General features: G+C 47.8%; 12 protein-coding genes and 1 other RNA gene. 7 read left to right on the forward strand and 6 right to left on the reverse strand.

From position 1 onward, the window contains the following. The first annotated feature begins 24 nt into the window (after window positions 1-24). The 5 genes from FSB84_RS19480 (at window position 25) to rnpB (ending at window position 4668) form a co-directional block, all read left to right on the forward strand. Window positions 25-1725, forward strand: a complete 1701-nt coding sequence (locus FSB84_RS19480) for an amino acid permease (protein WP_130539560.1) — start codon at window positions 25-27, stop codon at window positions 1723-1725. A 35-nt stretch (window positions 1726-1760) separates the two neighbouring features. After that, window positions 1761-2372 carry an HD domain-containing protein gene (locus FSB84_RS19485; protein ID WP_130539561.1) on the forward strand — a complete coding sequence of 204 codons (612 nt, stop codon included), beginning with the start codon at window positions 1761-1763 and terminating at the stop codon, window positions 2370-2372. Between the two features lie 17 nt (window positions 2373-2389). Then, window positions 2390-3409, forward strand: coding sequence for a Smr/MutS family protein (locus FSB84_RS19490; RefSeq protein WP_130539562.1), 1020 nt, complete (start codon window positions 2390-2392; stop codon window positions 3407-3409). Between the two features lie 32 nt (window positions 3410-3441). Further along, on the forward strand, window positions 3442-4230 hold the full coding sequence (locus tag FSB84_RS19495; protein WP_130539563.1) for a hypothetical protein: 789 nt from the start codon (window positions 3442-3444) through the stop codon (window positions 4228-4230). Between the two features lie 38 nt (window positions 4231-4268). Continuing rightward, an RNA gene (gene rnpB, locus FSB84_RS19500) (RNase P RNA component class A) lies at window positions 4269-4668 on the forward strand. Window positions 4669-4671: 3 nt separating this feature from the next. On the opposite strand, the gene FSB84_RS19505 is transcribed toward rnpB, so the two are convergent. The 4 genes from FSB84_RS19505 to FSB84_RS19520 are packed head-to-tail and all read right to left on the reverse strand — an operon-like array spanning window position 4672 to window position 7374. Further along, complete coding sequence (locus FSB84_RS19505; protein WP_130539564.1) at window positions 4672-5598, reverse strand: CPBP family intramembrane glutamic endopeptidase; 927 nt, start codon at window positions 5596-5598, stop codon at window positions 4672-4674. Window positions 5599-5607: 9 nt separating this feature from the next. Further along, window positions 5608-6564: a phosphate acyltransferase PlsX gene (plsX, locus tag FSB84_RS19510; protein ID WP_130539565.1), complete on the reverse strand. Its 957-nt coding sequence runs from the start codon at window positions 6562-6564 to the stop codon at window positions 5608-5610. A gap of 36 nt (window positions 6565-6600) precedes the next feature. After that, complete coding sequence (gene rpmF / locus FSB84_RS19515) at window positions 6601-6792, reverse strand: 50S ribosomal protein L32 (protein WP_127124431.1); 192 nt, start codon at window positions 6790-6792, stop codon at window positions 6601-6603. A gap of 33 nt (window positions 6793-6825) precedes the next feature. Next, window positions 6826-7374 carry a YceD family protein gene (locus FSB84_RS19520; protein WP_130539566.1) on the reverse strand — a complete coding sequence of 183 codons (549 nt, stop codon included), beginning with the start codon at window positions 7372-7374 and terminating at the stop codon, window positions 6826-6828. A 183-nt stretch (window positions 7375-7557) separates the two neighbouring features. Between FSB84_RS19520 and FSB84_RS19525 the strand changes: the two genes are divergently transcribed. Then, entirely contained in the window at window positions 7558-8031 is a 474-nt protein-coding gene (locus FSB84_RS19525) for a DUF4920 domain-containing protein (RefSeq protein ID WP_130539567.1), read from the forward strand. A 162-nt stretch (window positions 8032-8193) separates the two neighbouring features. Here the strand turns inward: FSB84_RS19525 and FSB84_RS31160 are convergent, their stop codons facing one another. Then, window positions 8194-10167: a tetratricopeptide repeat-containing sensor histidine kinase gene (locus FSB84_RS31160; RefSeq protein ID WP_130539568.1), complete on the reverse strand. Its 1974-nt coding sequence runs from the start codon at window positions 10165-10167 to the stop codon at window positions 8194-8196. A gap of 189 nt (window positions 10168-10356) precedes the next feature. Further along, the gene (locus tag FSB84_RS19535; protein ID WP_130539569.1) at window positions 10357-10833 is read right to left on the reverse strand and encodes an LIC11966 family surface protein; all 477 of its coding nucleotides are present in this window, start codon (window positions 10831-10833) and stop codon (window positions 10357-10359) included. Window positions 10834-10969: 136 nt separating this feature from the next. Between FSB84_RS19535 and FSB84_RS19540 the strand changes: the two genes are divergently transcribed. Beyond that, entirely contained in the window at window positions 10970-13213 is a 2244-nt protein-coding gene (locus FSB84_RS19540; RefSeq protein WP_130539570.1) for an ATP-binding protein, read from the forward strand. Window positions 13214-13218: the final 5 nt, after the last annotated feature.

The following is a 13218-nucleotide window of genomic DNA, read 5'->3' on the forward strand; positions in this document are numbered from 1 at the left end:
CCGCTTAATCAAAACAACCACCATATGGCGGGTTCGCTATTCCGTAAGAAATCGATCGATAAGATCCTTAAGGACGCCCAAAGCTCAACTGAAGAAAACGGCCAGCATGGCCTCAAAAAAATCCTTAGCGTAAAGGACCTTACTTTTCTTGGAATAGCAGCCGTAGTAGGGGCCGGGGTGTTCTCCACCATCGGTACAGCCGCCGCAGATGGCGGTCCTGGTATCTCCCTGCTTTTCGTGATCACCGCCGTTACCTGTGGTTTCTCTGCCCTCTGCTATGCGGAATTTGCATCGCGTGTGCCCATCTCCGGTAGCGCTTACACTTATGCATATGTGACCTTTGGTGAGCTGATCGCCTGGATCATCGGCTGGGCCCTGATCCTTGAATATGCCATTGGTAATATAGTAGTGGCCATATCCTGGAGCAGTTATTTCAATAACCTCCTGATGGATATTGGCATTCACCTGCCTGGCTGGCTGACGGTGGATCCCGCAACGGCTGAAAAAGCATTCAGGGAAGTATCAGCCCTGCAGGCCACTGGTGTTACATTGGACAGAGGCCAGCAGTATGTACTGGATGCTTACAACACTGCCCCGATCCTGTTCGGCGGTAAGTTTTTTGTGAATATTCCTGCCTTCGTGATCGTGGGATTGATCACCTGCCTTACCTATGTAGGGATCAGGGAGAGTAAGCGCAGCGCCAATTTGATGGTGATCTTCAAGATAGCAGTAGTGCTCTTCGTGATCATTCTCGGTGCTTTCTATGTGAAGCCCGGCCACTGGAGCCCCTTCATGCCGAATGGTTTTGAAGGCGTACTGAAAGGAGTGTCTGCCGTGTTCTACGCCTATATCGGTTTCGATGCCATCTCCACTACAGCAGAAGAAGCGAAGAACCCTCAACGCGATCTGCCCCGCGGTATGATCTATTCTCTTGTTATTTGTACTGTATTGTACATTTTGATAGCCCTGGTGCTCACCGGAATGGTGCCCTTCGATCAGTTGCGCGTGAACGACCCGCTGGCATTCGTGTTCGAGAAAGTAGGAGCAGAATGGATCAGCAAGATCGTAAGCATCAGCGCCGTGGTTGCTACCACATCCGTATTGCTCGTATTCCAGCTGGGACAGCCGCGTATCTGGATGAGCATGAGCCGCGACGGTCTCTTACCTAAAGCATTCGGTAAAGTGCATAAAAAATATCATACACCTTATTTCTCTACCATCGTAACCGGTATCCTGGTGGCTATTCCTTCACTCTTTATGCAGAGCAGCAGGATGACTGACCTAACGAGTATCGGTACACTATTCGCATTCGTGCTGGTATCCGGAGGCGTGCTCCTGTTGCCGAAGATTGACGAAGGCTTCGATACACGTCCAAAAGGCGGTTTCAGGCTCCCTTATGTGAATGGCCAATTCATTGTGCCTGTGCTGGTAGCTGTTTTCATTTTCCTTTTCCGCACAAGGATCGTGCATGCGGCGGAAAACCTCGGTTCAGACAGTTTGCAGGAAATCCTTTTCCTGGCATTTGTACTGGTGGCAGTAGTGATGGGCATTCTCACATTCATTAAAAAATATTCCCTCATCCCTGTACTCGGCGTGCTGTTCTGCTCCTACCTGCTGATCGAGATCCCGGCCATCAGCTGGATCTGGTTCTTCGTTTGGATGTCTGTAGGCCTGATCATCTATTTTCTGTACGGGTACAGGAACAGCAACCTTGCAAAATATTAGATATGTCTTCCTAGTTCCAACCTGTGTGGGATCGATTGACAAACGGCTATGCCAAAGCGCCTGCTATGGCTGCCACCTGCATTGCAGAAGTGGAAAAAGCATATAATGGAAAAAAGAGATATTACCACAATGCCGGTCATATCCTGTGGATGCTTGCGCTCTCTGAAGAATGCAGGCCCTTGCTCAAAGCTCCGCTGCTGGTGGATTTCGCTATCGTTTACCACGATATCGTGTACAATGTATTAAGGAAAGATAATGAAGCGAGAAGCGGGGTGATTGCCGCCAAACGCATGACTGCCCTGGGACTGCATCCCTACGAAGCAGGCCTGGTAAAGCTTTATATCGAAGCCACTCAACATCACCAGATCCCGGCAGGACTGGACCATGCAGAGGATCTTGCTTTCTTTCTCGATTTCGATATGGCGATCCTGGGAGCACCCTGGGAACAGTACGAAGCCTATACCATCGCAGTGCGAAAAGAATACCGGATCTATCCCGATCTGCTCTACAAGCCAGGCAGGAAGAAGTTCCTGGAGCAGACCCTGGCCGCTCCGGTCATCTTCCATCGTCCTGAATTCCATTCCCGCTTCGATGCCCTGGCACGGAACAATATGGAAAAAGAACTTCAGTATCTTTGCCACAAATAACAGATTCAAGCTACAAGATGAAATTTCAAATAGGCGATAAAGTGGTTGTGCTCCATTCCAACGAGGAAGGGGAAGTAGTGGATATTATCAATCCCAAAATGGTGATGGTGGATGTGCGCGGCGTTAAGTTCCCTGCATATACCGATCAGCTCGATTTCCCGTATTTCAAACAATTCAGTCAGAAGAAACTCTTTCCTGAGAAGAAACCGCAAAAAGTATACATCGATAATGTGGCGCAGGAAAAAAAGAAAGTGACCACCAAAGTGGCCGATGGCGTTTGGCTCACCTTCATTCCCGTTTTCCATGCCGACGAATTTGGCGATGATGTGGTGGACGATCTGAAAGTACGGCTCATCAACAGAACACATACAGGATTCAAGTTCATCTATAAACTCAACTATGCCGGCGATACCAATTTTGAGTTGGTAAACCAGGTGCATCCGTTTGAGGATTTTTATTTGCACGATATCCCTTTCGAGAACCTCAACGATAATCCCACTTTTGCTTTCGAGTTCTCCCTGATGAACCCCGAAAAGAACAAGGCCGATTATTATGAGTCGTCGCTGAAACTCAAAGCCAAGCAGGTTTTTCAGCGTATTGAACAACTCAAGAAAGATGGAGAAGCAACTTTCTCCTACAAGCTCTTCGAAGAGTATCCGCACAAGGAATACAATTCTCTCGATGTAAGCCCGTTGCTCACTAAAGGTTATAAGGTCTACGATGCCAAAGAAGCTCGTCAGCATCTTGAGCCGGCAAAGCATGAGATCGATCTGCATATCGAGGAGCTGACGCCGGAGCCGGAGAAGATGGACAATTTTGAAAAGCTCACATTGCAGTTACAGACCTTTGAGAAATACATGGAGTTGTCCATTGCGCATCGAAGGCCCAGCCTGATTGTGATCCATGGTGTAGGAACAGGGAAGTTGAAGGATGAGATCCATGATATCCTGCGTGTGAAGAGGGAAGTGAGCAGTTTCATCAACCGTTATCACCCTGCTTACGGTTATGGCGCCACGGAAGTGTATTTCAAGTATTGAGGAGATATTATCAACTCCCTATAACCTTATCAATGAAATTCATTGCATTCCTTATCTGTCTGTTTTGCTGTGTTTCAGTAGCAGCGCAGAGAGCGCCCTTAGTCAAATTCTCCAACTGGAAAGGCATTACCAGGAATCTTCATAAGGACCTCAGTTTTCTGTTGCAATATGATACCCTCGAATTCCACCTGAAAGAAAGGATTGGTGAAACAGCTGCGCTGATCAACTGGAGAAACAGGGTGCAAGACTCGATGCTAAAACATAATATGTTCGGGCAGGACAGCAGCGCCATGCTGATTGCACTGGGTATGAAATATGATCCACGCCTGGGGCTCACAAAAGAGGAATATAAAACCTATGCGAAAATCCTGATGGGCGCAGAAGGCCGGGAGTATAAGAGCACTGCAAAGGGATCGTTGAAGGTAAAGTTTACAGACAGTCTCATTCGTTTTAAAAGCCTGCATCCCGGTATGGACATTTTCGATTCTATCGTGATCAACTTCAAAAAGAATGTGGTTCGCATGAAAGGCATGGAGCTGAAGCCAGCTGATACAGTTAATCTTCCCACCAACAAAAATTTTTACGCAAGTCCGCTGCGCGCCTATAAATGGATCTACACCGATCCGCCGCAAGGAATATCGATGCCTTTCTGGCAAAAGGAAGGAAATGAAAAGCAGAACCTGATCTACTACGAATTCCTGATCGGCTATCTTTCAAAATTTGACGAAACCTTAATTGAAGTTACCATAAGGGAAATTAAGAATGGAAAGGTTCTGCGCATGATGAAGTTACCGATCACGGGAGGCATCATTATCTATTGAGCTAACTCCCGCCACTAATATCATATCTTTGCACTTCAACTACAAACCGGGTTATCGCTATGCCGTAAGGCAGAGAGGAAAGTCCGGACAGCACAGAGCAATGCACCGGTTAAGCGCCGGGTCTGCAGTTAGCTGTACATGCAGCTCCTGCGGAACAGACAGTGCCACAGAAAATAACTGCCCTGCACAGGTTCCCTGTGCAAGGTCAAGGTGAAAACGTGGGGTAAGAGCCCACGGCGTTGCAGGGCAACCTGCAGCGGGGGTAAACCTTGCATGCTGAAATGCCATGTATACCAGTCCATGAAGTTGCTCGCTTCGTTCACGCAAGTGAAGATTGGGTGGGTAGGCAGCTAGAGCCGGTCAGTAATGGCCGGTCCAGATAAATGATAACCATGCGCTCGTCGCATACAGGATCCGGCTTACAGGTTTGTAGTTGAATTTTTATTTCAGGTATGCATGACCGGCAGCGCCGCCAATCTCCATCAGCCAGGCGATGCCAAGGTGAACGATCAGTCCTCCCCAGATACTGCGCGTGTGATACACCACTACTCCAAGGATCATTCCGCCCATATAAGAAGTGATGCATTCCAGTAATGGCTTACCGAAATGTATGGCACAGTAGAAAGCAGCCATCGGCAATATCGCGGCCTTGCCGGCATAACGGGCGAAAGCCAAAATGAGAAAGCCCCTGAAGAATGTTTCGATAGTGAGAAAGTCAACACCGTAAGAGAGTTCGTACAGGAATTTATATCCCCAGCTCTGACTTACATATGGATCGATGAAATCGATACGATGCACTTTGGGATAAGTGCGGAGGAAGTCGGCCTGCGTTGATGCGAAAGCGATCAGCGGCACCATCAGCGCCAGTAAAATGAAATAAGGTTTGGCGTCGAATTCTTTGATGCTCATGCCGGCTACTGGTCCTTCATATCGTCCCCATTTCCAGAGCAACGTAATGAAACCCAGTATCAGCCCGCATTTCAGCGGCCAGTTCAAAACCAGGTAACCATATTGGTCCCAGGGAGCGGAGAATGAGTTTGTAAAGAGACGGGTGATCCAGTCGAAGCTCACTTTCCCTGCAAAGAGGGCAGGAGCGGCCAGCATCAATATCCAGAAGAAAGGTTGGATCCGCATTGTTTTTCTGTGCGCGAGCCACTGGATGAACCAGGCGGCGCCGAAAACAACACTGAATACACCGAAGAATGCCAGGAAGCGCAAACCATAATGAGGAATGCTCATGCACCGGCTTTCAATGCCAATAGTGTAATTGAGGATGATGAGAACAGCGGTCAGGAATGTGATACCCAGGAAGGATAGCAGGTGCAGCGAGCGGACATATTGTTGTAAATATCCGACAATGGCTTTCATGCAGAATGCTTACTGTGCTTGTGCCTTTCCTTCAAAGCTGGATTTCATCGTGCTCAGGAGATCGGAGGCGATCATCTTTTCCGCCAGCCTGATCATATTGCTGAATGCTTTGGCATGTGAGATACCATGACCGATAATAACGGGCTTGGCTACCCCAAGAACAGGAGTGCCGCCGTAATTCTCGAAATTGAAACGGTCGAGGTGCTCATGTTGAATGCCTTTTGATTGCGTCATCTCATAAAAGCTTTCCGCCATTTTGAGGATAACGTTACCTGTAAAGCCTTCGCAAACCATTACATCGGCCTTGTCTGTGAAGAAATCCCTTCCTTCCACATTGCCGATGAAATTGATGGCGGCATTTTCCTTGAGCAGGGGATAGGTGCCTTGTGCCAGGATATTCCCCTTTCCTTCCTCTTCACCGATATTCACCAGCCCAACACGTGGTTGGTGGATGCCCAGCACATGCTCTGCATAAAGCGAGCCCAGGATGGCAAACTGGTTCAGGTGTTCCGGTTTGCAATCGGCATTGATGCCTACATCCAGGATCAGGCCCATTTTGCCGTTATTTTTCGGAATGAGTGTGGAAATGGTAGGTCTCTGAACACCTTCGATGGCCTTGATGCTGTACATGGCGCCAACGAGCATAGCGCCAGTGTTGCCGGCGCTTATAAAGGCTTCAGACTTGCCGGTGGCAAGCAGATGAAATCCTACTGCAATAGAGGAATGCTGTTTTTCTTTGAGCGCTTTGGTGGGATGCTCATGCATGTCGATGACCTGAGTAGTATGCACAACTTTCACTTTGTCTGCAGGAATATTGAACTCCTGCAGCAAAGGATTGATTTGCGCTTCATCCCCGGTCAATAACAGCGTTGCCGGTGAATCTGTCTCAGAAAAATACAGGTGAATCCCTTTCACCGCTTCGCGTGGTGCAAAGTCTCCACCCATCATATCTAAACCGATAATCATAGCCGGCGATCAGACATTTAGTATTATAAAAGGGAATTACTTAATGGGAGAATTTTCAGCTACCACTTTTCCTTTATAATACAGTTTGCCTTCGCTTACATGAGCACGGTGGCGTACGTGAATTTCGCCTGTAGTGCTGTCTTTGCTTAAAGTAACTTTCTCAGCTTTGTAGTGAGTTCTTCTCTTTGCACCTCTTTGTTGAGAATGTCTCCGTTTCGGATTGGGCATAACTCAGAATTTATACAACTATAAAAAAAATGATCAATTATTATCTTCCAGGTCTTTGAACTGTTCCAGTCCTTTCCACAACGGATTTGCGGACGGATTGTTGTTGGCATCCAGTTTTTTGAGCATATCAAGGACGTCTTTGTTGCAGCCGGGGCCTCCCATTTCTTCGGGGGTGCACATCCGTTGCATCGGAATACTCAGGTTAACGAATTCATAGATCCAGTCTGCGATCCTCAGGTGACTCTCTCCCTTGGAGATATAGTACACATCAGGATCCTCTTCCTGGTCGTTCATCAGTTCAGGATCTTCCACGATCTTCACCACGATGTTGAATTCGTCCCAGAGCTCCAGTGGCAGGTCGTTTCCACAGCGGTCGCAAGTCACATTCAACTTACCACCCACTTCGAACTTCAGCAGCATGAAACCTACTTTCTTATCCAAAGTCAGTTTCACTTTTGCTATGCAGTCCCGGAAATCCTGTTCCTGGTAATCCTCAAAGAACTTGTCGTTGATCTCATATTCAAACTCATGGATGCCCGGTTTTAAACCGACAAATGCGATATCAAAATTCCGACGATTCATGAGCTACTCTTTTAAAGAGTTTGCAAAGGTAGGGAAATCTGATTGATTAATAAAACAATATGTCAGTCAAATTGAGGGAATGAACATAAAGATACGCCGTTTGGGTTAATATCCTGACCTTCAGCAGCTAGAAATAAGGCCGGAAATGGTTAATTTTGACCTTCATAAAAGATCTGCGAAAACATGAAAAATCTACTGATCAGCACAGCCTTTCTGTGCTCCTTATCCCTGGCAAAGGCACAACCGCCTAAAGGCCCGGCCCCGGTTGGTACTGTTTATGGCGCCGAGCCCAAGGCATCTGATCCCGCACCGATTGCGGTATTGCCCGAACTCCTGGCTCAGAAAGACACAGTTCACACCACTATCAGCGCCACCGTCCTGGACGTTTGCTCCAAAAAAGGTTGCTGGATGAAACTCCAGGTGAACGACAGCACCGAAGCATTTGTGAAAATGAAAGGGTACGCGTTCTTTGTTCCGCTGGACCTCATTGGTAAAACAGTGGTGCTGGAAGGGAATGCCTTTACGGTGACCACTTCTGTGGCCGAGCTGCGCCATTATGCCGAGGATGCAAAGAAATCAAAAGCCGAGATCGAAGCTATCACCGCTCCCAAAAAGGAGATCAAGCTGGTTGCTTCCGGTATCAAGGTGGTGAAATAAATTAGTGTGTGGCCCAGTCGCTCGCCTCCCGGCGAGTGACTTCTATTTTGTCGCCTCCGGCGACCGATCAGGTGTAACACCCGGTTGGTTCGCCGGAGGCGAACTGCTTTTGGGTAACTCGCCGGGAGGCGAGCGACTGGGCACACCATGAGAAAAATCTGATCAGCCTGTTGTATCGAATTCCAGATTCACAGAAGTGCCGGATTCAGAAGACTGCAGATCCATTTCTCCGCGGAAAGCTTTGAGCTTTGATTGCAGAGCTGTCAATCCAAGACCTTCATTTTTATTTGCTGCTGACAGATCGAAGCCAGTTCCATTATCCTCCACCACCACACTGAAATGTTCTGGTCCGAAGCTCAGCTGCACCATCGCATGCGTAGCGCCGGCATGCTTCACGATATTATTCATTAATTCCTGAACTGTCCGGTACACCATCAGTTCAAAATGCGGATGGAAACGAACAGGTTCTCCAATCACATGGTATTCCACTTCCAGTGGCGGGTGATTGAATTTATTGCACAGTGCAGAAACTGCTTCGTGTATGCCTTCCCGGTAAAGGATAGCAGGCATCAGGTTATGGGCGGTGGTTCTCACTTCAGTGGCTGCATCGGTTATCAGCCCCGTAATTTCTTTCAATTCCGCCGCACCGCCGGAAAGCGCCGACTTCCGGCTGATATATTCCAGCTGCAGTTTGGCGGCTGATAACATGCTGCCGGCGCCATCATGCAGGTCACGCGCAATCCTGGCCCTTTCCGATTCTTCTCCCTCGATCATTGCCCTGGCGGCTTCCAGTTCTTTTTCCTTTGCCATCGACTGCAACTGTTGCTGCTGCATTTTCTGTTTCTGCCGCAAAGCGAAAACTGTCAGCAGAGCAATCAGCGCAATGGCTACCAGCGCCGTAACGATGAATAGTATCGTTGTATCCTTTTTCTTTAGTACAGCTTTTTGTTTTTCTATCGCCAGCATCTTTTCTGAAATATCCTTGTCCTTTTGCAGGGTCCTGAATTTCGTTTCCAGCTGGTTCACTTTTTCCGCCATATTGTAATTGCGGAGACTGTCGTGGTACAGTATATATTGATCGAAAGCGGTTGACGACTTTTCCGGTTTTCCCATTGCCGCGTAAATGCGGGTAAGGATATTGTAACCGTTCATCAACGATTCCTTGTTGGAAACGCTGTGTGCTGTTTGTATCGATTTCAGAGCAAAGGATTCGGCCTCTGAAAATTGTTTCAGCTGGTAATAAGTATTCGCATAATTGAGGTAGATGGAAGACAGGTAGTAGGGATCATTGGCTTGTTCCGCCAGTGGCTTCGCAGCGTACAGGTAGTACAATGCTGAATCGTACATTTTTCTTTCCGTGTAGATCTCGGAGAGGTTGGCCCTTGTCATGTAGCTGCCCTGCGCATACATTTTTTTATCGCTCAGCAGCATGGCCTTTTTTGTCCAGTTGATGGAAGCCTGGTTATTCTTCATGTGATGTTCTGAAGTGCCCAGGCTGATATAACATTGTATGAGTGTAAGTGTATCCTGCTTCAGCAGGGCAATAGGCAGGGCCTTATTGGTGTATTGCTGCGATTTTTCATACTGTCCCAGTTTGGAAAAAGTGGTTGCGATATTATTGTAGGTGGTGGCCACTTTCTCCATGGTGCCGGCTTTTTCAAGCATGTCAACCGCCTTGAGATAATAGCTGATGGACTCTTCCAGTTTATCCTGGAAATTGTACAGGTTTCCAATATTCAGGTAAGCCCCACCGATGCCGCGGTGATGGTTGATGCTTTTATACACTTCTATCCCTTTTTCGTAAAAGGTTTGTGCGGAAACATAATCACCCTTGTCTGCGTATACATTTCCCTGTTGTACCCAGGTCCTTGCATAAACGGCCGTGTCTTTCAGTTGAAGGCTGAGTGCGGCTGCTTTTTTGATCACGGGCAGTGCGGAGTCTGGAGCAAACCAGGTGAGGTCCGCGCCGTATTCCAGCAGTATCCTGAGCGAATTGGAATCATTGGTGGCTGCAGCGAGCTGCTGGCGGTATTTCTGGTGTACAGAATCGATGGTCTGCGCCAGGCAGGCCGATTGAATAAGGAATGCTAAAAAAAGAAGTCTGCCGGATCTCAGCAATTGGGTGTAAGCTATCATGGCCTGTTGAAATGATCGCGAAATGTACAACCATTCATCTTACCAGCCAATCAGCCGGCTGAATTGTTTGTTCCAAAAGAGGAATTGATGATTGAGGTAACTGAACTGTAAACGGCAAAAACCGGCCTGCGCCGGTGATCTGCCTCATGGGTAGGATTGATTAATGGTAGCTCTGGCTGAGCATATTCTTTATTTTCCGCTGAATTTCTTTTCAAACTCGCTGCCTGCCTGGTTGATCTTGTTACCAAGCACTTCAAACTGGTTGTTCATTTTTTCCAGGATGGTATTGATCTGGGGTTGAACGGTGCTGTCGCCGCTTTTTTCTTTGGTGCGAAGTTCTATCAGGTTCTTGTAATCCACTTCTGCGATCTGTTTGTATCCTTTCAATCCTTCCGCTACTGCAGCTTTCAGACCGGCATCATCTTTCAGTGCGTCCATTTTTTCCACTTCGCTGATCGCTTTTTCCAGTTTTTTCTGCCAGTCGCCGCGCACAGACTCCGCTTTTGTATAATCCTGGCTGTTCATGGCTGCATTCATGGCGATCATTTCTTTTTCGTTGTTGTTCATGATGGTCATGAGCTTATTGTTGTACTCAACAGGGTTGGGGCTGCTGCAGCTAACGAATACTGATACAAAAAGGGCGATAATTGCAATTGTTCTTTTCATCTTGAATTATTTTTGTTGTTTCTGATAACACAAAAGTATTGCTGCAATCCCTGGTGGCTTATCCCCGGAACCAGCTATTTCTGTGAAAAAGGAGAATGGTAGATTTGTAATTGTGATAGCGAAAAAGAAAACCATTATGCAATCCGGCACCCGAAAAATTGTACAGATCATCTTCACACTGATATTCCTGCATGCCTTCACTGTCAGCAGGGCGCAACTACTGGAAGATTCACTCCGCCAGGTATTGGCGCAGCGGAACATTCCGTTGGCGCAGCGCCTGGAAACCATGGACCGCCTCGGTCAGGTAGTGTTCTTCAATACAGGATGGGAGGAAGGCCTCGATATCCTTCGTCAATCCATTTCACTGGCTGCAGGTATGAAAGATGGACAATACCGCGCACATACTTATGCCATGCTTGCCATGAGCTACAATATCATGGGCGATGCGCCGGCTTCACAACTTTATCTCGACAGCGCCATCTGGTATGTAAAACGCAGCAGCAGCAAACTGATGAAAGGGTATGTGCTGTATTGCAAGGGCTGGCTGGAATCCCGGGCCCACAAGGAGCCGCAGGCTATCCAGACCTTTCAGCAGGCGCTGGACCAACTGGAAGGAGTACACGAAGCATTGAAATACCAGCAGTCGATCTACACGGAGCTCACCGGTGTTTATTTTCATTGGTACGACCTGGTGAACGTGGAAAAATATACAAGGCTTTCCCTGCAGGCGGCCAATCAAACAGGCAGATTGTCTGATCTTATCTCTGCCAACCAGGTAAGAGGTTCCTACTTCATCAATCTATACCGGAATGATAATACGCAAAAGCTGGCGCTGGACTCCGGATTGTATTATATGCGGCACTCGCTGCAACTGGCCATGAACAACAGGGAAAGACTGGTAACGCCCAGCGATATCCCATTTGCCGCTATCAGCATCGCCAATATCTTCCTGGAGAATTTTCCTTCAACACATCCGTATACAGACAGCATCGATCATTACAACGATATAGCTTTAAAGGAAAGCAAGCTCACCAGGCAATACGTGGTGGAAGCCGGAGTATACAATACTTTGTCCACTATGTGCTTCAGCAAGGGCGATTACGATGCCGCCATCAATTATGCAAATGGCGCTATTGCTGTGAGTGCACAGGACCCTTTGTTTGATAAGTTCAATCTCTCACAATCTTTTCTCATACTGGCGGAAGCCTATGAAAAGAAAGCAGACACCGCGTTGGCCCTTCACAATTACAAACAGTACATGAACCTGTACAAGGAACTTTTCGATGCAGAAAAAATGAACAAATCGAAAGAGCTGGAAGCGCGTTATGAAGTGGCGAAAAAGGAGAAAGCCTTGCTGGAGATCAGGCTGGTGGCCGAACAACGGAACAGGGAGTTGATACAGGCGAGATGGTTGTCTGCGCAGAAAGACCAGGCATTACTGGTTGCCCGTTTTGCCGCTTCTGAAAAAGATAAAGCTTTGCTGCAGGCAAAGTTTGAAACAGAACAGCAACAGCAGGCGCTCACCATGGCCAATTACAAAACGGTAAAACGCGAGCAGGAACTGAAAGCCATGGAAGAAACCATGCAGCACAACAGGCGTTTGCAAAGGATCTATTCCGCACTGGCTATTGCTCTCTTCCTGGCTGCAATCTTCTTTTACTATGCCTATAAGCAAAGGACCAAAACATTGTTGCAGGCAAAGCAATTGCACGAAATGGAAGTAGATAAAATGAAGCAGGAGCATCGCATCTCCAATTTGTCCGCCATGCTGGAAGGGCAGGAGCAGGAACGGACGAGGCTTGCGCGCGACTTGCATGATGGCCTGGGCGGACTGCTTTCCGGCGTGAAGATCCAGCTCTCCGGCCTTACGCCGATGGTAAAGGAAGCGCCACAGCAGGCAATCGTTGGGAAGACCCTGCATCATCTGGACAATGCCGTGGATGAGCTTCGACGCATCGCCAAAAGCATGATGCCCGAAGTATTGCTCAGTTATGGCCTGGGTGAAGCCACCAAAGAATATTGCAACGGTTTACAGAATTCCGGAATTCCTGTTACCTGCCAGGTGTACAAATACAAAAATGATATGGACCATGGCAGGCAGGTAACCCTGTACCGTATCATGCAGGAACTGGTGAACAATGCAGTGAAGCACGCGCAGGCATCCCAGATCCTGGTGCAACTGCAGCAAAGCGGCGATCGCATATTCCTTACCGTTGAAGATGATGGGAAAGGATTCGATATCGCTGCAATTAATAAGCTCCATGGAGCCGGGCTGGCCAATATCCGTTCACGCGTGGAAATGCTGAAGGGCAAAATGGACCTGCAGTCTTCCGAAGGAGCCGGTTCCAGTTTTACTATTGAGTGTTCGATAAAACAATAATGCAG

The organism is Pseudobacter ginsenosidimutans (genome assembly GCF_007970185.1).
Classification (GTDB): domain Bacteria; phylum Bacteroidota; class Bacteroidia; order Chitinophagales; family Chitinophagaceae; genus Pseudobacter; species Pseudobacter ginsenosidimutans.